The 23,603-nt window shown below is 60.3% G+C and carries 23 protein-coding genes; 10 read left to right on the top strand and 13 right to left on the bottom strand.

Annotation, left to right across the window (positions count from 1 at the left end; genetic code table 11):
- Positions 1-114 precede the first annotated feature (114 nt).
- From K5R88_RS15580 to K5R88_RS15570, 3 genes are all read right to left on the bottom strand, one after another.
- Positions 115-1,062 (bottom strand): ornithine cyclodeaminase family protein, encoded by a 948-nt coding sequence (locus K5R88_RS15580; RefSeq protein WP_226298015.1) that lies wholly within the window; start codon positions 1,060-1,062, stop codon positions 115-117.
- 144 nt (positions 1,063-1,206) lie between these two features.
- Positions 1,207-2,694: an ATP-dependent RNA helicase RhlB gene (rhlB, locus tag K5R88_RS15575; RefSeq protein ID WP_223450550.1), complete on the bottom strand. Its 1,488-nt coding sequence runs from the start codon at positions 2,692-2,694 to the stop codon at positions 1,207-1,209.
- A 98-nt stretch (positions 2,695-2,792) separates the two neighbouring features.
- Entirely contained in the window at positions 2,793-3,449 is a 657-nt protein-coding gene (locus K5R88_RS15570; RefSeq protein WP_226298014.1) for an alpha/beta hydrolase, read from the bottom strand.
- Positions 3,450-3,915: 466 nt separating this feature from the next.
- Between K5R88_RS15570 and K5R88_RS15565 the strand changes: the two genes are divergently transcribed.
- From K5R88_RS15565 to K5R88_RS15540, 6 genes are all read left to right on the top strand, one after another.
- Positions 3,916-4,950 carry an amino acid ABC transporter substrate-binding protein gene (locus K5R88_RS15565; protein ID WP_008026630.1) on the top strand — a complete coding sequence of 345 codons (1,035 nt, stop codon included), beginning with the start codon at positions 3,916-3,918 and terminating at the stop codon, positions 4,948-4,950.
- 65 nt (positions 4,951-5,015) lie between these two features.
- On the top strand, positions 5,016-6,197 hold the full coding sequence (locus K5R88_RS15560; protein WP_008026631.1) for an amino acid ABC transporter permease: 1,182 nt from the start codon (positions 5,016-5,018) through the stop codon (positions 6,195-6,197).
- A 10-nt stretch (positions 6,198-6,207) separates the two neighbouring features.
- Positions 6,208-7,305 carry an amino acid ABC transporter permease gene (locus K5R88_RS15555; protein WP_008037316.1) on the top strand — a complete coding sequence of 366 codons (1,098 nt, stop codon included), beginning with the start codon at positions 6,208-6,210 and terminating at the stop codon, positions 7,303-7,305.
- 10 nt (positions 7,306-7,315) lie between these two features.
- Entirely contained in the window at positions 7,316-8,080 is a 765-nt protein-coding gene (locus K5R88_RS15550) for an amino acid ABC transporter ATP-binding protein (RefSeq protein ID WP_008026633.1), read from the top strand.
- Positions 8,081-9,760: 1,680 nt separating this feature from the next.
- Positions 9,761-10,420 (top strand): FadR/GntR family transcriptional regulator, encoded by a 660-nt coding sequence (locus tag K5R88_RS15545; RefSeq protein ID WP_192228980.1) that lies wholly within the window; start codon positions 9,761-9,763, stop codon positions 10,418-10,420.
- On the top strand, positions 10,410-11,717 hold the full coding sequence (locus K5R88_RS15540) for a CynX/NimT family MFS transporter (protein ID WP_192228981.1): 1,308 nt from the start codon (positions 10,410-10,412) through the stop codon (positions 11,715-11,717). Before K5R88_RS15545 ends, K5R88_RS15540 begins: the two co-directional genes overlap by 11 nt.
- On the opposite strand, the gene K5R88_RS15535 is transcribed toward K5R88_RS15540, so the two are convergent.
- The 9 genes from K5R88_RS15535 to K5R88_RS15495 form a co-directional block, all read right to left on the bottom strand.
- Entirely contained in the window at positions 11,718-12,368 is a 651-nt protein-coding gene (locus K5R88_RS15535) for a DUF1120 domain-containing protein (protein WP_226298013.1), read from the bottom strand.
- A gap of 123 nt (positions 12,369-12,491) precedes the next feature.
- Positions 12,492-12,797, bottom strand: coding sequence for a hypothetical protein (locus tag K5R88_RS15530; protein WP_226298012.1), 306 nt, complete (start codon positions 12,795-12,797; stop codon positions 12,492-12,494).
- Positions 12,794-13,114: a DUF1120 domain-containing protein gene (locus tag K5R88_RS15525; protein ID WP_226298011.1), complete on the bottom strand. Its 321-nt coding sequence runs from the start codon at positions 13,112-13,114 to the stop codon at positions 12,794-12,796. The genes K5R88_RS15530 and K5R88_RS15525 overlap by 4 nt, the downstream gene beginning before the upstream one ends.
- 78 nt (positions 13,115-13,192) lie before the next feature.
- A complete protein-coding gene (locus K5R88_RS15520; protein ID WP_226298010.1) occupies positions 13,193-13,816 on the bottom strand; it encodes a DUF1120 domain-containing protein in 624 nt (207 codons plus the stop codon).
- An 83-nt stretch (positions 13,817-13,899) separates the two neighbouring features.
- The gene (locus K5R88_RS15515) at positions 13,900-15,042 is read right to left on the bottom strand and encodes a DUF1120 domain-containing protein (protein WP_226298009.1); all 1,143 of its coding nucleotides are present in this window, start codon (positions 15,040-15,042) and stop codon (positions 13,900-13,902) included.
- Between the two features lie 10 nt (positions 15,043-15,052).
- Entirely contained in the window at positions 15,053-17,509 is a 2,457-nt protein-coding gene (locus tag K5R88_RS15510) for a fimbria/pilus outer membrane usher protein (RefSeq protein ID WP_226298008.1), read from the bottom strand.
- Positions 17,510-17,626: 117 nt separating this feature from the next.
- The gene (locus K5R88_RS15505; RefSeq protein WP_226298007.1) at positions 17,627-18,343 is read right to left on the bottom strand and encodes a fimbria/pilus chaperone family protein; all 717 of its coding nucleotides are present in this window, start codon (positions 18,341-18,343) and stop codon (positions 17,627-17,629) included.
- A gap of 50 nt (positions 18,344-18,393) precedes the next feature.
- Positions 18,394-19,014 carry a DUF1120 domain-containing protein gene (locus K5R88_RS15500; RefSeq protein ID WP_223416428.1) on the bottom strand — a complete coding sequence of 207 codons (621 nt, stop codon included), beginning with the start codon at positions 19,012-19,014 and terminating at the stop codon, positions 18,394-18,396.
- A gap of 66 nt (positions 19,015-19,080) precedes the next feature.
- Positions 19,081-19,716 (bottom strand): DUF1120 domain-containing protein, encoded by a 636-nt coding sequence (locus tag K5R88_RS15495; RefSeq protein ID WP_226298006.1) that lies wholly within the window; start codon positions 19,714-19,716, stop codon positions 19,081-19,083.
- Between the two features lie 355 nt (positions 19,717-20,071).
- Between K5R88_RS15495 and K5R88_RS15490 the strand changes: the two genes are divergently transcribed.
- Positions 20,072-20,704: a response regulator transcription factor gene (locus tag K5R88_RS15490; RefSeq protein WP_226298005.1), complete on the top strand. Its 633-nt coding sequence runs from the start codon at positions 20,072-20,074 to the stop codon at positions 20,702-20,704.
- Between the two features lie 79 nt (positions 20,705-20,783).
- Here the strand turns inward: K5R88_RS15490 and K5R88_RS15485 are convergent, their stop codons facing one another.
- Positions 20,784-21,401, bottom strand: a complete 618-nt coding sequence (locus tag K5R88_RS15485) for a DUF1120 domain-containing protein (protein ID WP_226298004.1) — start codon at positions 21,399-21,401, stop codon at positions 20,784-20,786.
- A gap of 290 nt (positions 21,402-21,691) precedes the next feature.
- Between K5R88_RS15485 and K5R88_RS15480 the strand changes: the two genes are divergently transcribed.
- The 3 genes from K5R88_RS15480 to K5R88_RS15470 all read left to right on the top strand — a co-directional run bounded on the left by K5R88_RS15480 (position 21,692) and on the right by K5R88_RS15470 (position 23,553).
- Positions 21,692-22,162, top strand: coding sequence for a nuclear transport factor 2 family protein (locus tag K5R88_RS15480; protein ID WP_008026662.1), 471 nt, complete (start codon positions 21,692-21,694; stop codon positions 22,160-22,162).
- Between the two features lie 40 nt (positions 22,163-22,202).
- Positions 22,203-22,523, top strand: a complete 321-nt coding sequence (locus K5R88_RS15475; protein WP_008026664.1) for a GIY-YIG nuclease family protein — start codon at positions 22,203-22,205, stop codon at positions 22,521-22,523.
- An 88-nt stretch (positions 22,524-22,611) separates the two neighbouring features.
- Positions 22,612-23,553, top strand: a complete 942-nt coding sequence (locus tag K5R88_RS15470; protein ID WP_226298003.1) for a glutathione S-transferase family protein — start codon at positions 22,612-22,614, stop codon at positions 23,551-23,553.
- The last annotated feature ends 50 nt before the right edge of the window (positions 23,554-23,603 follow it).

The following is a 23,603-nucleotide window of genomic DNA, read 5'->3' as shown; positions in this document are numbered from 1 at the left end:
ACGCAATATAGATCTCCTGTAGGAGCCGGCTTGCTGGCGATGGCATCACTGCGGTTTGTCTGACAGACCGCGGCGCCTGCATCGCCAGCAAGCCGGCTCCTACAGGGGGTGGTGTCAGGGTTTCAGGCGGTAGATGGCATTGGCCAGTGCGATGTCTTCCAGGCCCAGACCGATCGAGCGGAAGAACACGTGACGGTCATAGCCGGGGCGCTGGACTTTTTCGCTGATCAAGCCCGGCAGGTCGCCGACGATGGCGTTTGCGTCCCAGCCATGCTGTTCGCCGGCAATCAGCATTTCACCCGCCGAGCCCGGCGTGGTCAGACGAAAGTCGCAGAACACCTGCATGTCGTTGAGGCTCTGTGGCGGCACTTCATGGGCACGCGGTGCGTTGGTGCTGATGGAAGTGATCAATGCCGGTTTGGTCAGGCTGGAAGGGTCGATCACCGGGCCGGCGGACGACGTGCACAGCATTATCACGTCAGCGTCCTGAACGGCCGCTTCGCGCGTGTCGACAAGGGTCAGCCGTGGGTCGAGAGCTCTGAGTTGCGCCAGCGCTTCAGCACCCAGTTCGCTCAAGCCCGGCGAGTAGAGGTTGATGCTCTGCCAGTCGCGCAGGTCTTTGACGTAATGCAGGTGTGCCAGCGCAACCTTGCCGCTGCCGATGATTGCCAGGCGCTGCGCATTCAACGGAGCCAGGGCGTCGACAGCGACGGCGGTTGTCGCGGCGGTGCGCGCGGTGGTCAGTTCGCCTGCGTCGCACAGCAGCAGCGGCTCGCCGGTCTGCATCGACATCAGCAAAGTCCACGCAGTCACCAATGGGCCTTGTTCGCGGACGATGTAAGGCGAGGTCTTGACCCCGTAAACCCCGTCTTCGGCGAGCACGCCCAGGTAGTTGATGAAATCGCCGGCGCCCTTGGGAAATTCCACCAGTTGTTGCGCCGGTTGTACCGCTTGCCCGGCTGCCAGGTCGCGGAACAGCTTGCGCAGGATCTGCGGAACGTCGACCTGTGCCAGCAGTTCGCGGGCCTGGGGTTGGGTGATCACATAGGGCGTGCTGGACATGGTCGGCTCCGGGAATGGCAAGTAAACTAATTTGTCCATTATGGACTTTTAGTTCTGCCGGGCAAGCTCCTGTTGAAAAAAAACGACGAACGAAAAAAAAGCGCAGTCCGTTGCCGGCTGCGCTTCTTTTATTGCGACCCGCTGTTACGGACGCTTGCGCTCAACCGCCCGCAATAGATGCGTCGGAGGGGTTTCGCAGCTGATTTTGCGACCCAGCAGCGCCTCGATGGACGGTAGCTGGTAGGAGTCGTCTTCACCGGCAAAACTGATCGACACGCCATCGGCGCCGGCACGGCCGGTACGACCGATACGGTGCACGTAGTCGTCCGGGACTTCCGGCAGGGTGAAATTGATCACGTGGCTGATGCCGTCGATGTGAATGCCGCGACCGGCTACGTCGGTGGCTACCAACACGCGGATCTTGCCTTCGCGGAAGCCTTCCAGGGTCTTGATGCGCTTGTGCTGCGGCACATCGCCAGACAATTGCGCGGCGTTGACGCCGTCACGCACCAGGCGTTCTTCGATGCGCCGCACTTCATCCTTGCGGTTGGCGAAGACCATCACCCGCTCCCAGCCGTTGTCGTTGACCAGGTTGTAGAGCAGTTTGTATTTGTCGGCACCGGCCACCGCGTAGATGTGCTGCTCGACGTTTTCGCTGGCCACGTTCTGCGCCTCGATCTCGACGATCGACGGGTCGGTGGTCCATTGCTTGGCGAGGTTCATCACGTCGTCGGTGAAGGTCGCGGAGAACAGCAGCGTCTGGCGCTCGTTCTTCGGCGGCGTCTGGCGAATGATCTGACGCACTTGCGGGATGAAGCCCATGTCGAGCATGCGGTCGGCTTCGTCCAGGACCATCACTTCGACCATGTCCAGGTGCACGTCGCCGCGCTGGTTGAAGTCGAGCAGGCGGCCCGGGGTGGCGACGAGGATGTCGCAATGACGCGCTTCGAGGTGCTTGAGCTGCTTGTCGAAGTCCATGCCGCCGACAAACGTCATGACGTTGAGGCCGGTGTACTTGGTCAGGTCGGCGGCGTCCTTGGCGATCTGCACCACCAGTTCACGGGTCGGCGCGATGATCAGCGCCCGTGGCTCACCCATGTAGCGCTCTTTCGGCGGCGGGGTTTGCAGTAACTGGGTGATGATCGAAATCAGGAACGCCGCGGTTTTGCCGGTGCCGGTCTGGGCGCGACCGATGGCGTCTTTGCCCGCGAGGGTGAAGCCCAGCACCTGAGCCTGGATCGGCGTGCAATACGGAAAGCCGAGGTCCTGGATGGCGTGCATCAGTTCCGGGGCAAGTTTGAAATCGTGGAATCGGGTTTTGCCTTCCTGGGGTTCGACGACGAAGTCTTCGAGTTTCCAGGGGATGACCGGCGCTTTTGGCTTGGGTTCACGACGCGGTTTGGCGGGCTTCGGCGCTTCGCTGTGTGGTTGCTCGGCAGCCGCCGCTTCAACAGGCTGGACGGCCGGTGTCGCCACAGGCTCTTGTTTCGGTGCCGCTACGGGGGCGGTCCGGCCAGGCTGATTACCGTCGGTGCGGTGGCTGGGACTGTGAGACGGAGCGCTGGAGACTGGCGCGAGCTGCTCAGTCTCGCTTTTACCGAACATTTTCTTGAGTGCTTTGAGCACGGTCATCTCATCAATTGGTTAAGGAATATACGGCGGCCAGTGTAATGCAAGAATCGGGCGCGGCGTAGGGGGATGGATCAATGGGCTGTTTTTCAGCTCAGCCGTTAACGAAGGCGCTCGCCGAGCCAGGTGCCGATGTCGCGAATCTCCTCGGGTAACACTTCGTGACCCATTGGGTATTCCTGCCATGTCACGGTGACACCATGCTGCTTTAAATACTCGTAGGCGGTCCGTCCCATCGAGTTTTGCACCACGTCATCGTACTGCCCGTGCAACGACAACACCGGAATCCGCTGTTGGCTGGCCGAAAGCTCCAGTCCTTCGCTGAACGTCGGTGCATAAGTAGAGAGGGCAAGTACGCCACCCAGCGGCCCCTGCCATTTCAGGAACGCGGTGTGGAACACCACGGCGCCGCCCTGGGAAAAACCTGCCAGGAAAATCCGCGAAGCGTCTATTCCGGCGGCTCGCTGTACTTCGATCAATTTGATGATCCGGTCCGACGACGCTTCCAGCTGTTCGCGGTTGATCGCGCGTGCAGGGCTCATGGCCAATATGTCGTACCAGCTCGGCATCTCGTAGCCACCGTTGATGGTGACGGCGCAGGTCGGTGCTTGCGGGAGAACGAAGCGAGTGCTCAGCAGGGTTTCCTGTAACGCTTCGGCCACCGGCAGGAAGTCGTAACGGTCGGCGCCCAGCCCGTGCAGCCAGATAACGCAGGCGTCTGCGGGCTTGACGGGTTCAAGAATCAAGGGCTCGGTCATGGCTGCTCCAATTGTGTGCGTGCGCTCTCATTGAGTGCGAGAGATGAGTGCGCGTCTGGTTGATCCGTTAAGAAGATGTCGCAAGGCTACAAGTTTTGCTATTGACCTGTCCCTTAAACGCTTTGGCGAGCGGTCTGGTACGGGCTTTGCTATAGGAAGCCTGTACGAAAAATCCCACGCCTGTCGGTAACACTATCAGGCCATTGTTCGTGGTGGGATAGCAAAAAATCCGGTGATGGATGTTCGCCAGTGGCCGCTACGGGCTTCGCGAACGTGAAAGGGCTACAGCCCGTTCGGCCGATTGGTGAGAAGTGAGTGGTCCATGATTTGGATTTTCTCCTACTAGACTCATAGCGCAGGTCCTACGTCGGTTGACCCCAAAAAAACCAACACGGGTCGACTACGCCTCATAAGGGTGCGACTGGACTCAAGCTCCGACACAACAAGAGCAAAACTGGAGGTTTGAATGAAGATGTTGAAATCCACCCTGGCTATCGTGTCTGCAGCCGCAGTACTCGGTGTCAGCGGGTTCGCTCAGGCGGGTGCAACCCTGGATGCAGTGCAGAAGAAAGGTTTCGTACAGTGCGGCGTCAGCGATGGCCTGCCTGGTTTCTCGGTTCCGGACGCGAATGGCAAGATCGTCGGTATCGATGCTGACTACTGCCGCGCTGTGGCCGCTGCCGTCTTCGGCGACGCGACCAAGGTCAAGTTCAGTCAGTTGAACGCCAAAGAGCGCTTCACCGCGCTGCAGTCTGGCGAAATCGACATCCTGTCGCGCAACACCACCATGACCAGCTCCCGTGATTCGGGCATGGGTCTGAAATTCCCTGGTTTCATCACTTACTACGACGGCATCGGTTTCCTGGTAAACAGCAAGACTCTGGGCGTGAAAAGCGCCAAAGAGCTCGACGGCGCCACCATCTGCATTCAAGCCGGTACCACCACCGAGCTGAACGTTTCCGACTACTTCCGCGGCAACGGTCTGAAATACACCCCAATCACTTTCGACACCTCCGATGAAAGCGCCAAGTCGCTGGAATCCGGTCGTTGCGACGTGCTGACCTCCGACAAATCCCAGCTCTACGCACAACGCAGCAAGCTGGCGACCCCGAACGACTACACCGTTCTGCCGGAAACCATCTCCAAGGAGCCTCTGGGCCCGGTCGTACGTAATGGCGACGACGAGTGGCTGGCCATCGTGCGCTGGACTGGCTACGCCATGCTCAACGCTGAAGAAGCCGGTATCACTTCGAAAAACGTCGAAGCTGAAGCCAAAGGCACCAAGAACCCGGACGTCGCTCGTCTGCTGGGTACCGACGGTGAATACGGCAAAGACCTGAAAGTGAAGAAAGACTGGGTCGTGCAGATCGTCAAGCAAGTCGGTAACTACGGTGAAGTGTTCGAGAAAAACCTCGGCAAGGACACTCCGCTGGCCATCGACCGCGGGCTGAACGCTCTGTGGAACAACGGCGGCATTCAATACGCACCACCAGTGCGCTGATGGTTCTATCACCCGGTGGGCCAACCACCGGGTGATGTTCTGTTCCATTACATCCGGGGCACTTCATGCAAAATTCAATCGGCGCACCAAAGCAGAGGCTCAGCCTCAGCGATCCCAAAGTGCGTGCGTGGCTATTTCAGATCATCACCATTGTGGCGGTGGTCTCGATGGGCTGGTACCTGTTCGACAACACGCAGACCAACCTTCAACACCGGGGCATTACCTCCGGTTTCGACTTTCTGGAGCGCAGTGCCGGTTTCGGCATCGCTCAACACCTGATCGACTACACCGAATCGGACAGTTATGCCCGGGTGTTTGTCATCGGCCTGCTCAACACGCTGCTGGTGACCTTCATCGGCGTGATCCTGGCGACAATCCTCGGGTTCATCGTCGGCGTGTCACGGCTGTCGAAGAACTGGATCATCAGCAAGCTGGCGACTGTTTATGTGGAAGTCTTCCGCAACATTCCGCCGCTGCTGCAAATCCTGTTCTGGTACTTCGCGGTGTTCCTGACCATGCCGGGGCCACGCAACAGCCATAACTTCGGCGACACCTTCTTCGTCAGCAGCCGCGGCCTGAACATGCCGGCCGCGTTGATGGCGGACGGTTTCTGGCCGTTTGTGATCAGCATCGTCGTGGCCATTGTCGCGATCGTGCTGATGAGCCGCTGGGCCACCAAACGCTTCGAAGCGACCGGTGTGCCGTTCCACAAGTTCTGGGTTGGCCTGGCGCTGTTCTTTGCGATCCCGGCGCTGTGCGCGTTGATCTTCGGTGCACCCGTGCACTGGGAAATGCCCAAGCTGCAAGGCTTCAACTTTGTCGGTGGCTGGGTGCTGATCCCGGAACTGCTGGCACTGACCCTGGCCCTGACCGTGTACACCGCGGCGTTCATCGCCGAGATCGTGCGTTCGGGCATCAAGTCGGTCAGCCACGGCCAGACCGAAGCGGCACACTCGCTGGGTCTGCGTAACGGTCCGACGCTGCGCAAAGTGATCATCCCGCAAGCACTGCGCGTGATCATTCCGCCGCTGACCAGCCAATACCTGAACCTGGCGAAAAACTCTTCGCTGGCGGCCGGTATCGGCTATCCGGAGATGGTTTCGTTGTTTGCCGGTACGGTGCTGAACCAGACCGGGCAGGCGATCGAAGTAATTGCCATCACCATGAGCGTGTACCTGGCGATCAGTATCAGCATTTCCCTGCTGATGAACTGGTACAACAAGCGCATTGCGCTGATCGAGCGGTAAGGAAAAGCGCATGAGTACTCATACTTTCAAGCCTGACATGCCTCCACCGAGCAGCAGCATCGGTGTGGTCGCATGGATGCGCGCAAACATGTTCTCCAGCTGGCTCAACACCCTGCTGACCCTGTTTGCGTTCTATCTGATTTACCTGATTGTCCCGCCGATCCTGGAATGGGCAATCATCGACGCCAACTGGGTCGGCACCACTCGCGCCGACTGCACCAAGGAAGGCGCCTGCTGGGTTTTCATTCAGCAGCGTTTTGGCCAGTTCATGTACGGCTACTACCCGATGGACCTGCGCTGGCGCGTGGACCTGACCGTGTGGCTGGCGGTGATCGGCGTGGCGCCATTGTTCATCTCGCGCTTTCACCGTAAAGCCGTGTATGGCCTGAGCTTCCTGGTGCTGTATCCGATCATTGCCTGGTGTCTGTTGCATGGTGGCGTTTTCGGTCTGACCCAAGTGGCGACCAGCCAATGGGGCGGCCTGATGCTGACCCTGGTGATCGCCACTGTCGGTATTGCCGGTGCGTTGCCGCTGGGCATTGTGCTGGCGCTGGGCCGTCGTTCGAACATGCCGGCGATTCGCGTGGTCTGCGTGACCTTCATCGAATTCTGGCGCGGCGTGCCGTTGATCACGGTGCTCTTCATGTCCTCGGTGATGCTGCCGTTGTTCCTGCCTGAAGGCATGAACTTCGACAAACTGCTGCGGGCGCTGATCGGCGTGATCCTGTTCCAGTCGGCCTATGTGGCTGAAGTGGTGCGCGGCGGTCTGCAAGCGATTCCAAAAGGTCAGTACGAAGCGGCTGCGGCGATGGGCCTCGGTTACTGGCGCAGCATGGGCCTGGTGATTCTGCCGCAAGCCCTGAAGCTGGTAATCCCTGGCATCGTCAACACCTTCATTGCGCTGTTCAAGGACACGAGCCTGGTGATCATCATCGGCCTGTTCGACTTGCTCAACAGCGTCAAACAAGCCGCCGCCGACCCGAAATGGTTGGGCATGGCCACTGAAGGCTATGTGTTCGCGGCCCTGGTGTTCTGGATTTTCTGTTTTGGTATGTCGCGCTATTCCATGCATCTGGAACGCAAGCTCGACACTGGCCACAAGCGTTAGGAGTTCTGTAATGAGCGAAGCAATCAAAAAGCCTGTGAGCCCTGAAGGCATTATTCAGATGCAGGGCGTGAACAAGTGGTATGGCCAGTTCCACGTGTTGAAAGACATCAACCTGAACGTTAAACAGGGCGAGCGTATCGTCCTGTGTGGCCCGTCGGGTTCCGGTAAGTCGACGACCATTCGCTGCCTCAACCGCCTGGAAGAACACCAGCAGGGTCGTATCGTGGTCGATGGCGTTGAACTGACCAACGACCTCAAGCAGATCGAAACGGTCCGCCGTGAAGTCGGCATGGTGTTCCAGCACTTCAACCTGTTCCCGCACCTGACCATCCTGCAGAACTGCACCCTGGCGCCGATGTGGGTGCGCAAGATGCCCAAGCGCCAGGCCGAAGAAATCGCCATGCATTACCTGGAACGCGTACGCATTCCGGAGCAGGCGCATAAATTCCCGGGGCAACTGTCCGGCGGTCAGCAGCAGCGTGTGGCGATTGCCCGCGCGCTGTGCATGAAACCGAAAATCATGCTGTTCGACGAACCGACTTCGGCCCTCGACCCGGAAATGGTGAAAGAGGTGCTGGACACCATGATCGGTCTGGCCGAAGACGGCATGACCATGCTCTGCGTGACCCACGAAATGGGCTTCGCCCGCACCGTGGCCAACCGCGTGATCTTCATGGACAAGGGCGAAATCGTTGAACAGGCCGCGCCAAACGACTTCTTCGACAATCCGCAGAACGAACGCACCAAACTGTTCCTGAGCCAGATCCTGCATTGATCGAAGCCAGGCCGTGAAAAAAACCCGGACTCTGTTCCGGGTTTTTTTTGCCCGAAGAAACACACCTCGATCCCTGTAGGAGCCGGCTTGCTGGCGATAGCGGGGTGTCAGGCGAAACCTATGTTGGATGTCAGACCGAATCGCCAGCAAGCCGGCTCCTACAGGGTTTGTGTCGTGTGGGAGATGGCGAGCCGAACGCGGAATTGTAGGAGCCGGCTTGCTGGCGATAGCGGTGGGTCAGGCGACTTCCATGTTGGATGTCAGACCGAATCGCCAGCAAGCCGGCTCCTACAGGGTTTGCGCAATGCACGAGATGGCGAGCCGAACGCGGAATTGTAGGAGCCGGCTTGCTGGCGATAGCGGTGGGTCAGGCGACTTCCATGTTGGATGTCAGACCGAATCGCCAGCAAGCCGGCTCCTACAGGGTTTGTGTCGTGTGCGAGATGGCGAGCCGAACGCGGAATTGTAGGAGCCGGCTTGCTGGCGATAGCGGTGGGTCAGGCGACTTCCATGTTGGATGTCAGACCGAATCGCCAGCAAGCCGGCTCCTACAGGGTTTGTGTCGTGTGCGAGATGGCGAGCCGAACGCGGAATTGTAGGAGCCGGCTTGCTGGCGATGGCGGTGGGTCAGGCGACATCGATGTGGGATGTCAGACCGAATCGCCAGCAAGCCGGCTCCTACAGGGTTTGTGTCGTGTGCGAGATGGCGAGCCGAACGCGGAATTGTAGGAGCCGGCTTGCTGGCGATAGCGGTAGGTCAGGCGACATCCATGTTGGATGTCAGACCGAATCGCCAGCAAGCCGGCTCCTACAGGGTTTGTGTCGTGTGGGAGATGGCGAGCCGAACGCGGAATTGTAGGAGCTGGCTTGCTGGCGATAGCGGTGGGTCAGGTGACATCCATGTTGGTTATCAGACCGAATCGCCAGCAAGCCGGCTCCTACAGGGGTTGTGTCGTGTGCGAGATGGCGAGCCGAACGCGGAATTGTAGGAGCCGGCTTGCTGGCGATAGCGGTGGGTCAGGTGACATCGATGTGGGATATCAGACCGAATCGCCAGCAAGCCGGCTCCTACAGGGTTTGTGTCGTGTGCGAGATGGCGAGCCGGACGCGGAATTGTAGGAGCCGGCTTGCCGGCGATAGCGGTGGGTCAGGTGACATCCATGTGGGATGTCAGACCGAATCGCCGGCAAGCCGGCTCCTACAGGGGGGTGTTGTGTGCGAGATGGCGAGCCGAACGCGGAATTGTAGGAGCCGGCTTGCTGGCGATAGCGGTAGGTCAGGCGACATCGATGTGGGATGTCAGACCGAATCGCCAGCAAGCCGGCTCCTACAGGGTTTGTGTCGTATGCGAAATGGCGAGCCGGGCGCGGAATTGTAGGAGCCGGCTTGCTGGCGATAGCGGTGGGTCAGGTGACATCCATGTTGGATATCAGACCGAATCGCCAGCAAGCCGGCTCCTACAGGGGGTGTGTCGTGTGCGAAATGGCGAGCCGAACGCGAAATTGTAGGAGCCGGCTTGCTGGCGATGGCGGTGGGTCGGGCGATACCCATGTTGGATATCAGACCGTATCGCCGGCAAGCCGGCTCCTACAGGGTTTGTGTAAACCGTTTGCCCTGTGGGGTGATGCTGACTAACATGTCAAAAAATTCATCCTATGATTGGATGAAAGGGCGAATCTTATGTCAGACATGTCTCCACTCATTAAACGTTCCCTGGTTGATCAGGCTCTGGACCAGTTGCGCCTGCGTATCACCGAAGGCGTCTGGTCTGTCGGTCAGCGCCTGCCCACCGAACCCGAGCTGTCTGCCGAATTGGGCATCAGCCGCAACACTGTCCGCGAAGCCATGCGCGTGTTGGCGTTTTCCGGTTTGATCGAAATCCGTCAGGGCGACGGCAGCTATCTGCGGGCGGTGATCGATCCGCTGGACACCCTGAAAGCGTTGTCGCGCTGCTCGCTTGAGCAGGCCAGGGAAACCCGGCACATCCTTGAAGTCGAGGCCATCGGCCTTGCCGCGCTGCGCAGGACCGACGAAGACCTCGTGGCCTTGCGTGAAGCGCTCAACGTCAGCGGTGATCACTACCACGGCGATCTCGACAGCTACATCGCCTGCGACCTGGTGTTTCACCGTCGTCTGGTAGACGCCGCGCACAACCCCACCCTCAGCGAGTTGTATCGCTATTTCTCCAGCGTCGTCGGCGCACAACTGCGCCAGACCTTGAGCGTCACGCCACGCCGCCAGGAAGTGTTCGACCTGCATATCGAATTGCTCGATGCCGTCGAGCAACGCGACCCGGAACGCGCGAAAGCCTTGTCGAGGCAGTTGATCAATGAACCTTGAAACCGAGAACGCCATGTCCAGCAGCCACAGTACGATCACCGAAGCCAAACGCACGGCGGAGCTCGAAGAGCTGCTGATCGACGCCGAGGCCGATGACGAACAGGTCCAGCAAAGCCAGCCAATCCTGCGCCGACCGTGGCTGTTGTTGCTGGGGCTGATTCTGGTCGCGCTGAACTTGCGTCCGGCGCTGTCGAGCATGGCGCCGATGCTCAGCGAGGTCTCGAAAAGCCTGGGCCTGTCGGCGGCGCAGGCCGGTTTGCTGACGACGTTGCCAGTGCTGTGCCTCGGTCTTTTTGCGCCGTTGGCGCCGATTCTGGCGCGACGTTTCGGCGCTGAGCGCGTGGTGTTGGGCATCCTTCTGACATTGGCCGGCGGGATCATTCTGCGCAGTTCGTTCGGTGAAATCGGCCTGTTTGGCGGCAGTGTGCTGGCCGGTGCGAGCATCGGCGTGATCGGCGTTCTGCTGCCAGGCATTGTCAAACGCGACTTCGCCAAACACGCCGGGACCATGACCGGCGTCTATACCATGGCCCTGTGCCTGGGGGCGGCGATGGCGGCGGGCGCAACCGTGCCGTTGAGCGAACACTTCGACAAGAGCTGGGCATTGGGCCTCGGCTTCTGGGTGATTCCGGCACTGGTGGCGGCGATGTTCTGGTTGCCGCAAGTCGGTCAGAAACACGGCTCCCACAACGTGGCTTACCGGGTTCGCGGTCTGTTGCGTGACCCGTTGGCCTGGCAAGTGACCTTGTACATGGGCCTGCAATCGTCCTTGGCGTACATCGTGTTCGGCTGGTTGCCATCGATCCTGATCGGTCGCGGCCTGACGCCAACCCAGGCCGGGCTGGTGCTGTCGGGTTCGGTGATCGTTCAACTCGCCAGTTCGCTGGCCGCACCGTGGCTGGCGACGCGCGGCAAGGATCAGCGCCTGGCGATCGTCATCGTCATGGCGCTGACCCTCGGCGGTCTGTTCGGTTGCCTTTATGCACCCATCGAAGGCCTGTGGGGCTGGGCGATCCTGCTCGGCCTGGGGCAGGGCGGAACGTTCAGCCTGGCGTTGACCCTGATTGTCTTGCGCTCGCGGGACTCGCACGTGGCGGCCAACCTGTCGAGCATGGCCCAGGGCTTCGGTTACACCCTGGCGTCCATGGGGCCGTTCGCGGTCGGCATCGTGCATGACTGGACCGGCGGCTGGAATGCCGTGGGCTGGATCTTCGCTGTGATCGGCCTCGGCGCCATCCTTGCCGGCCTCGGTGCCGGGCGTTCGCTGTACGTGCAGGTGGTCAGCGAAAAGGTCTGACTACAGGTAAACAACGTCCAGCGTTGCCGAACCGTCGAGCTGCACCTCAGCGCTGAGGTCCAGCTCGGAGGTGGGCGCGATGACCGTTTCCACCGTCACCCGGCTGGTCAGCGTGCGGATGGCAATCGGGCCGGCGCTGCTCCCGGCAATGTCAGTGAATCCGAGATAACTTCGGGCGCCAATCGGAATGGCCTGGCTGTTCGACGAACTCCAGGCCTTGCCGCCCGTGGTGGAATCAGTTCGATAGACCTGCGTCAGGTCGTCCACCACGGTGCTGGCCGGATCGAAGTTCAGTGAATACAAGCCGATTTTATTGTGGCTGTGGTCGTGGTTCAGGCCGTAGTAAATCTCGCTGTTGACGATCGCCGAGCCGTCGCGGTTGTCGCGCATCAGCAAGGCAAAACGCGCGGGCGCATTGCACTGAATAGTGAGGTCGAGCGTTTGGTCGCGCAGTCGCGTGCGTTTGTCGACGCTGAGGTCCTGCCGGGAGATTTTTCCGTAGTCGACGAGGCCGTTGTTGGACAGCATCGGTGTGCAGGCGAGCGGGGTGAGGGTGCCTTTGACGGTCAGGTCAACGGTGGACGCCGCGAAGGTGTGTTGGGTGGTGCTGATGAGCAAGGTTGTCGCGAAGACAGCGAAGTAACGATTCATTTGTGAAAATCCTTTTCGTTGTTTTTTCTGCCTGTGCCGGGAGTCTGCGGAGCCAAAGGCACCTGTCGGCGCTGAGCCGGTCCCTTTACCGAAACTGTCGTTCGAGCGGCTCAGCGCGTTGACTCAGGGGAGGTACTTGATTTCAAGCGTCATGGAGCCATCGATGGGCACTTCCTCAGTCAGAGTCAGGCTATCGGCGCGAGCAATGAAGGTATTGATCCACAGAAGCATTGAGAGATCTTTTACTGCTATGGGGGTGGTGTTGCCGATAGTGCTTGTTGCCAGAAGTTCATTCGAGTTGATGGTGGTGGCGCGGGTCCAGCTTCCTCCGCCGTCACTCGATCGAATAGCGTCTGCACGCAGACCGTCCGCTTGCAGGTTGGCGACGTATGGCCAGAAGTAACCCAGCTTTTCGTCCGCGGGGGTCAAGCCCACGCCAAAAAAAGAGGGGAAGCTATGTTTGTATTGGGTCTATTGTCGATGGACTTCACTGCGAACACGACCGGTGCCTCGCAGTTAACGTTGAACGACATGTAGTGGTTGCCTACTTCCGTGTTTGCGATTGGATTGAGGTTCTTTACAGGGACTTTACCGATGTCGATGTTGCCGCCGTCGGCCAATGTTGGTGTGCAAGCATTCGGGGTGATGAGGCCTGTGACCGTCAGGTCCGTCGACGAGGCGGCGAAGGTGAGGGGCGAGGTCAGGACGATGAGCGCCATCGTCAGTGCGTGTGGAATTATTTTCATGGGACAGGTTTCGCTGTGTCTGGTGAGCGGAATCAGCCCTTGCCCGAAGCGTGACCTCGGGCAAGGTCGGCTACGGGGTTATGGGTAGGCGATGGTGATGGTGACCGAGCCGTCGAGAGCGACTTCGTTGGTCAGGTCCAGTGAGTCGGCGCGGGCAATTACAGTCCGGACCCTAAGTTCTGTCTGCAGATCCTTGATGGCAATTGGCGTGGTCGGTCCCCCTACAGCACCGAATGCCGAGAGCTGTGAAGGATTCAGAATAGAGCTTGCGAACCAAGTACTTCCATTGGTCGCGGACACCAACGGCTGCACAGCAACACCATCTGCCATGGGTGTCATGATGTTTAGGTTGAAACCTCCAAGCTTTTGATCACCATTGATAAAGCCCAGGCCGTAATCGTAGTTAGCATCAGCTGTGCCGCGTCTGTTATCAGTCGGTAACAGCCTGAACGCGGTCGCTGCGTCACAGTTCACAGCTAGCTGCACTGTCTCGAGCGGCAGTCGCGTAGGATTGTCCAGTTGCAGGTCTTTGGCTGAAAGCTTGCCATGATCGACGATCCCGCCACCGGAAAGCGTCGGCGTGCATGCGTTCGGGGTGATAAGGCCGGTCACCGTCAAATCAGTGCTCGACGCAGCCAGCGCATAAGGCGCAACACCAATCAACGCGATGGCGGAGAGTGCTGCAAAGTACTTTTTAATCATTTCTTACTCACTTCTATTGTTGTTGTCCTGACTGCCCCGAGCCGCTCAACTGCGCCTCGGATCCAGCAGGATCGGGTTGGGTGTTACAGGTAAATAATCTCGATCGTCCCCGCGCCATCGAGCTCGATGGCGGTGCTCAAATCCAGGCTGTTGGTGGGGGCGATGACGGCGTCCACGGTCACCGTGGTGCTGAGGTTCTGGATCAGCACCGGGCCGGCGTTGCTGCCGGCGCTGTCGGTGAACGCCAGGTAACGGGTCTGGCCGATGGGGATCGGGTTGGCGCTGCCGGTGCTCCAGGCAGTGCCGGCGGTGGAGGAGTCGATTCGATAGAGGCGGGCAAAGCCGTCGGCATTAGCGTTTGCCGGGTCGACGCTCAGTGAATAGCGGCCAATCCTGTTGCCGCGACTGTCTTTGCCCAGGCCGTAGTCAATTTCGCTGTTGAGCGTCGCCGAACCTGAGCGGTTGTCATGCATGATCAAGGCGAAGGAGGCCGGTGCGTCGCAGCCGACCATCAGCGTCAACGATCTGGGTGGCAGGCGCGTGTCCTTGTCCGCGTTGAGGTCTTTTTTCGATAGGGTGCCAAAGTCGACCACGCCGCCGTTGGACAGCACCGGCTCGCAGGCCGCCGGAGCGAAACGGGCGCGCAAGGTTGTCTCGCGGGTGCGTCCGGCGCCGATGGCATCGAACACCCCAAACGCTTCCCAGGTCACCGCGTCACGCACCTGCATGCCTTGCTCTTGAACCCAGGCGGTCAGCTCAAGTTGCGCCGAGAAACTGCGCCCCTGTACCGGCACGCCGGCCTGCACCGGCACGATCCCGTGTTCCGGTCGCCAGATCAGGTTCGATGCCGTTTTGGACGGTGGCTGACCGGCCCCGGCAATCAAGCCGATCTCCACCGACTGGCCGTCGAGCACGGCGTCGCGAATGCGTACCTGATAACTGCCGCGTTCGGCAAAGTGAAAGCGTTCGGCGGTCGCGGCCATTGCCCGGTAGAACAGGCTCATGTCGATGGGCTGCGCACAGCTCAGGGTCAGGCTGAACGGGCGCTCGCCGAGGTGTCGTTCCGCTGCCGCATCGGGGCGGATCGCACGGTTCATCAAGCCGTAATCGAGCACCGGCTGGCTCAGGCTGAACTGACAGTCATCGGTGGACGCCGAGGCCAGTGGCGTGAGTCCGCTCAGTGCCAGGGGCGCGAGGGTCAGCAGCAAATAGCGTGACAGGTTCATGAAGTCATCCTCAGAGGGCTCGGCACTTGGCGGGGGCGGTTTCGTAGTACGCGTTGGTGTCCGCGTCGGCGGGCAGTTCGAAGCGCAGTTCGCAACGCTCCAGCCCCGGCGCGCTGATCCACAGCGCGCGGCGGTCGAGGACGTTGGGCAAAAACACCAGTCCGCCGTCCTGCACCAGGGTCACGAATTCACCGTCCTCGGTGTTCACGGCGGCCCCGCGTGGCAGGGGCGCGCCGTTGGCGGTGGTGGCCTTGAGCAAGGCTCGACGGGTCATCGTGATGCCGAACTCAACGGTGTCGACGGCGCCGCGACCGGCCGAAATCACCGCCAGCCCGTTGTGAATGTCGGCGTTGCGCGGCAGGGTTTTGGTGTCGACTTCCACCGGGCTGCGGCCGTACGCCGCCACTTGCGGGATCACCGCCTGACCTTGCCAGTCGGTCCACACCGGCCCACTGGGCGTCGACACTTTGATCGAACCCATGTCGCCCACGGACAGCAGGGCAAAGGTGTCGCTCACCGGGTACGGCGACAGCGTCAAACCACCGCCGTGCAACACCGCGCCGCCGCGAGCGCTGGCCTGATAGCTGGAGCGTTCATCGTCGGCGCGGGTGTAGTTGAGATCGAGTTGGGCGTAGCGCGGCAGCAGTGAAACGCCAGCCGTGGATTGCACCTGTTTGTCGCGGGTGTCGTGTTCGACGCCGACCCGGTAACCCAGCTGATCGTTGACCCGCTCACTCAAGCCGACGCCGCTGCGGTACTCGCCAGCGGAACTGCGCACCCAGGTGCGCGCCCGGCGGTTCTCGCCCAGCGGAATGCTGAGGTTCAGGTAGACGCTGTCATCGTTGCGGCTGGCGCCGCTGACCTGCCATTCGGCGGTCGCCGAGACCGACACGCCAGCGATGCTGGTGCCCCAGGAGGCGAGGGCGCGGCTGCTGCTTTGGCCGTCGAACGAACTGGAACGGCTGAAGCCGCTGCTGAAGGCGCCGAGCCATGGGTGCGACCACGACAGGGCCGCGCTTTGCTGATCGCGGTAACGGGAGTTGCTGTTGTCGGACGTGTTGTCGAATACCGCCTCTTCCAGTTCCCGGTAGCCGAGTGTTCGGTAAGAGCTGCCGGCATTGAACGCCCACTGTTCGCTCAACCGGTGCGAGACGCTCAGGTCCGCCTGAAATCCCTGACTGGCTTGCTTGCCGCTGGCGTGCGCGCCGGTCAGCGTGGCTTGCACCTGGGTGGCGGGCGAGGGCAACAGGCCGACGCTGGCGCCTGCCGCGCGATAGTCGGCGGCGCCGGTCAGGCCGGCGCTGAGCAACACTTGCGGGGTGAGCGCACCGCTCCAGCCGCCGCTGATCACCCAGGGATCGTCACTCTGTGAATCACCGATGCTGCGCACCTGACCGGCCCCCAGCGAATAACCGGGCGCAGGCAAACTGACCCCCAGCATCGCGGCCTGCACGGTAAAACTGCGCTCGCTGCCATCGGCCTCCTTGATCGTGACTTCCACGTCGGAACGCGTGTTGAGCCGTCGCACGTTGGTGAGCGCGAACGGGCCGGCGGGCACCACCGTGGAATGGATCAGCGAACCGTTCTGGCGAACCTCGATCTGTGCCTGACTGTTGGCGATCCCTTCAATGACCGCGCTTTGCCCTTCGACCTGCAGCGCTTGCTCGTTCAGCACTTGCACGTCGGTGATCTGCGCACCGGCGAGCACCGGGTTGTAGAGGTTGATCTGACCCGCCTGCAGCACCGCTTCCTGGCTGGCGAAAGTGCGCTGGGCATAGGCCGCAATGTGCGTGGTGCGGGAAATGTCATCCTGCCAGGTCTGTACCTGACGGCTGCGCACGATCCAGTCACCAGCATTGAAACCGAGTTCGGTGTTGGCCGAGGCGTAGCGGCTCGAACTGTCTCCTGAACGGCTGTGCAAACCGGTGACGTCGTAGTTGATCAAACCGGCAATACCCCCGGTTTGGTAACCGGAAAAATCCCGGGCCGTGGGGCGTATCGCGTCGGTGGGCACGATCAACGACAGGGCGAGGTTCGCGGGGTCCGGTTCGATGACGGCCTGCGGCGCGGAGCCAAGAAAATCGTGGCACTGACCCTCGTCCAGCGTAAGCGCGGGCACCGTGAGGTTCGCCGCATCGAGCAGCGCGCGATCGAAGCACAACGCCCCTTCGCGATTGAACGTGACGTCGACCCGGCCATGGCGCTGACCGTTGACGGTGAGCGTGACCGGGTGCCGGCCGGCCGTGAACTGCGGCGCCTGCATCAGCAACGTCGCCAGCGCCGGATCGATGCCGCGCTGCAGCAACGTGTCCTTGTCGAACGATGCCTCACCGTGGGCGTCGAGCACCATCAGCGCATTGCTCAGCAGCAACGCCACTGTGGTTCGCCGCCGCCATGGATAAGGGCGAGCGGCGCCCCGAATAACGGGCACGGCTTCGCCATCACGGTAAATCGATACTGTGTTCATCAGGTTCACTTGGGTTATTGCGGCGTGCGGTTACAGGCACGCCTGTGGCAACGACCAGATGGCCGTTGCCTTGAAACATGGGCGCTCATCGTTCTTTGATGACGCCGTCAGGGCGGTTCAGGACTGGATGGGCGCCTCGTAATGCGGCACCGCAAAACCGTAGACCGTTGCCGGTTGAAACCGCACCTGCGTGGCGGCGCCTTCGGGCACCTTGATGCTGATGTGCTCACCGGGCAGTACGTAGGTTTTCGGCAACATCGCGTTGCCCGCCGCCGGCAACAATTGCACTTCCTGGCCCAGACGGACCACGTAAGGCGTGTCGTTGCGCACGGTCAGTTGACCGTCTTTGAGCGACCATTGCAGGTCGGTCCACGGCGTGCGATTGGGCGCCAGTCCTTTGGGGTGCAGGATCACCGGCAAGTTCTGGCGCACCGTCACGCCGACCCGTGCCTGCCCGGCTTCGGCGGGGGCTTTGCCCTGGGGGATGCCTTCAAAGATCACCCTTTTCAAACGCTGGGTGAGCAGGGGCTTTTCCGTTTGCAGAATGAAGCGCACCAATTGGGTTTTGCCCGCTTCGACGCGCGCCAGCGGCGGCGTCACGAACACCAGCGATTCGCTGTCCTCGGCAATGTCTTCGAGGGTGACGTGCATCAACGCCAGGTTGGCATCGGTGTTGGTCACGGACACGGACGCTTCGCCGTCGGCCTCGTTGACGATGACCACGGAAGTGTTCGGCACCATGCCGTCGGCCTGAGCCTGTGCGCTCAGCAGCAGGGCAAATGCGCCGAGGCTGGAATGGAACAGATGACGGGTGACTCTGGAAAACATCGTCATGACGTGTCTCGTTGAATATTCGAAAAAATGGAGCCGGGAACACCGGCCTATCAATAGTTCAGTTGCACGGTGACATGCCCGTCGATAGGGATTTCGTCGGTCAGCGTCAGGTCGTTCGCGCGAACGATGGTGGTAAACGTCGTGAGCCGCGCACGCAGATCCTTGATGGCGATCGGTGTGCTCAGGTCGGTCAACGCCGCGAACGCGGTCCGGCCGGCGTGCCCCAGGTAGGAAGACACTCGCCAGGTGGCACCGTCGTTGAGGGAAATGATGGTTCTCACCGCCGCCCCATCGGCCACGGCATCGAACAGGCCGAACGCAACGCTGCCCAGGTTCTGGTTATCGTTGATGACGCCCAGCCCGTGACTATTGGGGTGAAAGGCGGAAGAGCCTTCGCGGTTGTCGATTGTCGTCAGGGTAAATGGCGTGGCGCCATCGCAGTTCACTTCCAGGTACAGCGTGCCGTTTTCCAGGGCAGTGGGCTGGTCCGGTTTCAGGTCTTTTACTGTCAATTTGCCGTGGTCGACGATGCCGCCACCGGACAGACTGGGTGTGCAGGCGCTGGGGGTGATCAGGCCGGTGACGCTCAGGTCGGCGCTGCTGGCGGCGAAGGCCATGGGGGCGCAGGCGATCAACAGAGGCGTCAATAGAGCGAGGGAGCATCTTTCCATGATGGGTCGTCCTTTGAGTGAGCGGGCAACGCCGTGGGGCTGGCGTTGCTCGTTGATGACGGAGGGTTACAGGTACTCGATCTGGAGCGTTGCGGATCCGTCGAGTGCGACTTCGTCGGTGAGGGTCAGGCTGTTGGCGGGGGCGATGTAGGCATTTACCCCAATATCCACCGTAACGTTTTGAAGGAAGTCAGGTGTCCAGGCCCTGCCGGTGCGATTGCCAAACGCAATCCAATCAGCCGATGTAATTCCATCGCCATCCCGAATCTGACTCCAGGTATCACCCTTGTTTCGAGAGGAAAGCGCTGTCACCGGGTTATCGGCGACCGGGTTCCTGACACTCAGTCCGTAATAACCCAGCTTCTCATTTGTGTTAATCAACCCTAGGCCGAAGGTCGTGGAGCCACCTGCGCTTGTGGAGCCCTCCCGATTATCAGATGTTTTGAGCGCAAACTGTGTGGAGGCATCGCAGTTCACGGTCAGTTGAATGGTCTCGCGTCCGAGTTGAGTGTGGGTGGTCGGATTCAAGTCTTTAGCGGATCTTTTTCCGTAATCGACGACACCACCATTGGCCAGGCTTGGTGTACAGGCCGTAGGAGTGATGAGGCCCGTTACGGTCAGGTCAGTACTGGACGCCGCGAACGCCGACGAGGCACCGGTCAGCAGCAAAGCAGCAGTCAAAAGGGATAAACGCTTGTTCATGTGTTGGCTCTTCCTTGATGAACGATAGTTGGGAGTTGCCCTGTTATGGACAGGGCGCAATCTATCGATCGAAGTAGCCAGGCGGAATGCAACTAATACGAAAACGAACAGCCCGGTGTATGAAAGCGTGTTGCGGGCTACAAATCGCCCTCCTGCATCACGTTGTCTGTAGTCCTTCTGTGTGGCCGATGTAGCTTGCAAACGTAGGGCGGTTCTTTTTTGTTTTATAGGAGAAAGAACACCCCCCCGATTACATTGGGCGAAGTGGTTTTACGGTCGGGAACGGGCGTTGTGGTGGGAACAGTACGGCGCTATTTTTCGCGCATTCCAGTCACCAAACAGGATAAATCCGACAATGCGCGTAATCATTGCTGACGACCATCCGGTCGTTCGTATCGGCTTGCGGATGCTCGTCGATCTCAACCGGGCATGTGTGGTGGTGGGGGAGGCCGATGGTCCCGACAGCCTGTTGAGCCTGCTGTACACGACGCCTTGTGATCTGTTGATCACCGACTTTTGCATGCCGGGTAACATGCAGGCCGACGGGCTGAAGATGCTGAGCCGGGTGCGACGTGGCTACCCGACGATGCCGATCATTCTGGTCACGATGTTTGCCAACGTCACCACCCTGAGGGCGGCGTTCGCACAAGGCGTGGTGGCGATCATCGCCAAAGGCGCGTCGGCGAAGGAGTTGCCGATGGCGATAAAATCCGTGTCTGAAGGGCGCCGGTACATCAGCGAGTCGTTGCGCACCGCGCTGCTTCAGGCCGACGCCCGGGCCCGGTCGAGTTGCGCTGCACTGTCGGCAAAAGAGCACGAGGTGGTCCGAATGCTCGCCAGCGGAATGACCGTCAGTGAAATCGCCGGCCACTTCAAACGCAGCGTTTCGACCATCAGCAAACAGAAAAACATGGCCATGCAGCGGCTGGGCATTTCCACGGACGTGGACCTGTTTGCGTATGCCCGCGAGAGTGGCATGGTGCATTAGGCACAGGGGCATTGTTGAGCGGGTCTGGAAGCGCGGGTAACGCGTGATTGCATGCGTTACCCGGTATTCGGGGGTGAAGTTAGAAGTACTTGATGTCGAAGGTGACGGAGCCATCGATTGGCACTTCATTGGTCAGGTTCAGACCTTCGGCAGGCGCGATGGAGGTATGGACACTCACATCTGCCGCCAGGTCTTTCAAGGCCAGTAACGTATCGGGGCCTCCAATAGCCGCCGCTGCGATGATATGTGTCGGGTCCACGTAGACCGTTCTAAACCAGGTATTGCCGCCATCTTCGGACGCAATCCATTTCGCAGCGGTGCCGTCTGCCATCAAGTTGTTCAGAATCATCGAAAAGTCCCCCAGTGGCTGCCCATCCACCTTTCCCAGACCAAAAGTGTCCGGCCTGTAAGCCGTCCCTTCCCGATTATCTTTTGGCGCAAGCGCGAACAAGTTCGCCGCCTCGCAGTTCACCGCAAGTTGCAGCGTGACGCGTGGCAGGTCGGTCACGGTAGTGGGATGGAGATCCTTGAAAGGAATTTTTCCGTGATCAACGATGCCTCCATTGGACAGGGAGGGGATGCATGCACCCGGGGTGATCAGACCTGTTACGGTCAGGTCAGTACTGGACGCAGCGAACGCAGACGAGGCGTCGCTCAGCAGCAAAGCTGCGGTCAGCAGGGATATACGTTTGTTCATGTGTTGGCTCTTCCTTGATGACAAATATCTTGAGATTGCCCTGTGCGGGCAGGGCGCAATCTATCGGTCGGGGGCACCAGGCGACATTCAACTAATACGAAAGCGGACGGCCCGGTGTATGAAAGGGTGTTGCTGGCCGGGACCGGGCGGCGCTGTTTTTTCTCGTCTTCATGCAGTTCCGATATTCCCGCCACGAATGCCGATGGTCTTCCCGTTGTTTGCAGACTATCGTGCAGCAATCTTGCGAAAGCCTTTTGCACCTCTATCTGTAAACCCCAGGGAGCTTGCCCATGAGTGATGCCCACAACGCCTTGATCACCCGATTCTATGAGGCCTTCCAGCGCCTGGATGCCGAGGCCATGAGCGCCTGCTACACCGACGACGTGGTGTTCAGTGATCCGGCATTTGGCGAATTGCGCGGGCGCGACGCGGGCGACATGTGGCGCATGCTCACCACCCGGGCCAAGGATTTTTCCCTGACTTTCGATAATGTGCGCAGTGATGATCGCAGCGGCGGCGCGCATTGGGTGGCGACGTACCTGTTTAGCCAGACCGGCAATACCGTGGTCAACGATATTCAGGCGCGTTTTGTGTTTCGCGACGGCAAGATCTGCGAGCATCACGACCGTTTTGATCTGTGGACCTGGTCGCGTCAGGCGCTGGGGTTCAAGGGGTTGCTGCTGGGCTGGACGCCGCTGGTGAGAAACGCCGTTCGCGCTCAGGCCTTGAAGGGGCTGAAGGCTTTTCAGGCCAGTCGCTGATAAGATCGCGGCTTGTTTTCTTTCAAGCCCTGACCGTCACGTGAACACGCCGAGCGAACCCGCCGCCATTGCCGCCGAACCGACGCTGCCCGCCAGCAAACCCTGGTTCGTCTACCTCGTTCGCGCGGCCAACGGTTCGCTCTACTGCGGGATCAGCGACGATCCCGTCCGCCGCTTCGCCACTCACCAGAGCGGCAAAGGCGCGCGGTTCTTCCTTTCCAGCCCGGCGGTGGCCTTGGTCTACACCGAAGTCTGCCGCGACAAAAGCGAAGCGCTGCGCCAGGAACGGCTGATCAAAAAACTCAAGAAAAGCGCCAAGGAATGTCTGGTGGCGACCTTTGCTGCGGGCTTATCAATCTGATTGATCAGTTCCCATCAGGCAGATCTGTAGGCTGCTCGCGGATTGCGCGCTAAGCTGCAGATTCCTGATCCGTGCGGCGGAGCCGAGCATGTCCGAGTTGATTCTTCATCATTACCCGACGTCCCCTTTTGCCGAAAAAGCCCGCCTGCTGCTGGGCTTCAAGGGCCTGTCCTGGCGCTCGGTGAAGATCTCGCCGGTGATGCCAAAACCCGATCTGACGGCTTTGACCGGTGGCTATCGCAAGACGCCGGTGTTGCAGATTGGTGCGGATATTTATTGCGACACGTCGCTGATCGCCCGTCGACTGGAGCAGGAAAAAGCCTTGCCGGCGTTCTTCCCGGAAGGTCAGGAAATGATCGCCGCGACGTTCGCTGCCTGGGCGGATTCGGTGGTGTTCCAGCATGCCGTAAGCCTGGTGTTTCAGCCTGCGTCGGTCGCGGTGCGTTTCGGCCATTTGCCGCCGGAAGCAATCAAGGCGTTCCTCGCCGATCGCGCCAGTTTTTTCAGCGGTGGCAGTGCGACAAAGTTGTCGGCCGAACAGGCGCGGCATCAATGGCCGACGATCATGACACGCCTGGAGCAACAGCTGCAGCGCGAGCAGGGCGACTTCCTGTTCGGCGAACCATCGATTGCCGACTTCGCCCTGGCTCACTCGCTGTGGTTCCTGAAAGCGACACCAGTGACTGCGCCGCTGGTCGATGCGTACCCGGCGGTTGCCGCGTGGCATGCACGGGTCTTGGGTTTCGGGCACGGTGCGTTCAGCGAGATGACATCCGAGGAGGCGCTGGCGGTGGCGCGTAATGCTACGCCTGCCGCGTTGCCGGATGAGCAGTTCGAAGAGCCGAACGGGCATGAGGCGGGTCAGCAGGTGGTTATCACGGCGACCGATTACGGTGTTGATCCGGTGGCCGGGGAGTTGCTGTTTGCCGGGCGTGAGGAATTGATTCTGCGCCGTGAAGACGAACGTGGCGGAGTGGTGCATGTGCACTTTCCGCGGTTCGGGTTTCGTATCGAGCGCATTAACAGCTAACGACGTACACCGACCTGTAGGAGCCGGCTTGCTGCGGGCGGCGTTCCGAC

Origin of the sequence: Pseudomonas sp. MM213 (genome assembly GCF_020423045.1) — a bacterium.
Lineage (GTDB): Bacteria > Pseudomonadota > Gammaproteobacteria > Pseudomonadales > Pseudomonadaceae > Aquipseudomonas > Aquipseudomonas migulae.
Note: the sequence above shows the minus strand (reverse complement) of the source record. Positions and strands in the feature narration are given on the sequence as shown.

What these genes read in the sequence shown, in the direction of transcription:
- K5R88_RS15580 (WP_226298015.1), bottom strand. Translation starts at nt 1,062, where the DNA reads ATGTCCAGCACGCCCTATGTGATCACCCAACCCCAGGCCCGCGAACTG.
- K5R88_RS15495 (WP_226298006.1), bottom strand. Translation starts at nt 19,716, where the DNA reads ATGAACAAGCGTTTATCCCTTTTGACTGCTGCTTTGCTGCTGACCGGT.
- K5R88_RS15515 (WP_226298009.1), bottom strand. Translation starts at nt 15,042, where the DNA reads ATGAACCTGTCACGCTATTTGCTGCTGACCCTCGCGCCCCTGGCACTG.
- K5R88_RS15545 (WP_192228980.1), top strand. Translation starts at nt 9,761, where the DNA reads ATGTCAGACATGTCTCCACTCATTAAACGTTCCCTGGTTGATCAGGCT.
- K5R88_RS15510 (WP_226298008.1), bottom strand. Translation starts at nt 17,509, where the DNA reads ATGAACACAGTATCGATTTACCGTGATGGCGAAGCCGTGCCCGTTATT.
- K5R88_RS15570 (WP_226298014.1), bottom strand. Translation starts at nt 3,449, where the DNA reads ATGACCGAGCCCTTGATTCTTGAACCCGTCAAGCCCGCAGACGCCTGC.
- K5R88_RS15520 (WP_226298010.1), bottom strand. Translation starts at nt 13,816, where the DNA reads ATGATTAAAAAGTACTTTGCAGCACTCTCCGCCATCGCGTTGATTGGT.
- rhlB (WP_223450550.1), bottom strand. Translation starts at nt 2,694, where the DNA reads ATGACCGTGCTCAAAGCACTCAAGAAAATGTTCGGTAAAAGCGAGACT.
- K5R88_RS15470 (WP_226298003.1), top strand. Translation starts at nt 22,612, where the DNA reads ATGTCCGAGTTGATTCTTCATCATTACCCGACGTCCCCTTTTGCCGAA.
- K5R88_RS15480 (WP_008026662.1), top strand. Translation starts at nt 21,692, where the DNA reads ATGAGTGATGCCCACAACGCCTTGATCACCCGATTCTATGAGGCCTTC.
- K5R88_RS15525 (WP_226298011.1), bottom strand. Translation starts at nt 13,114, where the DNA reads ATGAAAATAATTCCACACGCACTGACGATGGCGCTCATCGTCCTGACC.
- K5R88_RS15490 (WP_226298005.1), top strand. Translation starts at nt 20,072, where the DNA reads ATGCGCGTAATCATTGCTGACGACCATCCGGTCGTTCGTATCGGCTTG.
- K5R88_RS15550 (WP_008026633.1), top strand. Translation starts at nt 7,316, where the DNA reads ATGAGCGAAGCAATCAAAAAGCCTGTGAGCCCTGAAGGCATTATTCAG.
- K5R88_RS15540 (WP_192228981.1), top strand. Translation starts at nt 10,410, where the DNA reads ATGAACCTTGAAACCGAGAACGCCATGTCCAGCAGCCACAGTACGATC.
- K5R88_RS15535 (WP_226298013.1), bottom strand. Translation starts at nt 12,368, where the DNA reads ATGAATCGTTACTTCGCTGTCTTCGCGACAACCTTGCTCATCAGCACC.
- K5R88_RS15485 (WP_226298004.1), bottom strand. Translation starts at nt 21,401, where the DNA reads ATGAACAAACGTATATCCCTGCTGACCGCAGCTTTGCTGCTGAGCGAC.
- K5R88_RS15565 (WP_008026630.1), top strand. Translation starts at nt 3,916, where the DNA reads ATGAAGATGTTGAAATCCACCCTGGCTATCGTGTCTGCAGCCGCAGTA.
- K5R88_RS15500 (WP_223416428.1), bottom strand. Translation starts at nt 19,014, where the DNA reads ATGGAAAGATGCTCCCTCGCTCTATTGACGCCTCTGTTGATCGCCTGC.
- K5R88_RS15555 (WP_008037316.1), top strand. Translation starts at nt 6,208, where the DNA reads ATGAGTACTCATACTTTCAAGCCTGACATGCCTCCACCGAGCAGCAGC.
- K5R88_RS15505 (WP_226298007.1), bottom strand. Translation starts at nt 18,343, where the DNA reads ATGACGATGTTTTCCAGAGTCACCCGTCATCTGTTCCATTCCAGCCTC.
- K5R88_RS15560 (WP_008026631.1), top strand. Translation starts at nt 5,016, where the DNA reads ATGCAAAATTCAATCGGCGCACCAAAGCAGAGGCTCAGCCTCAGCGAT.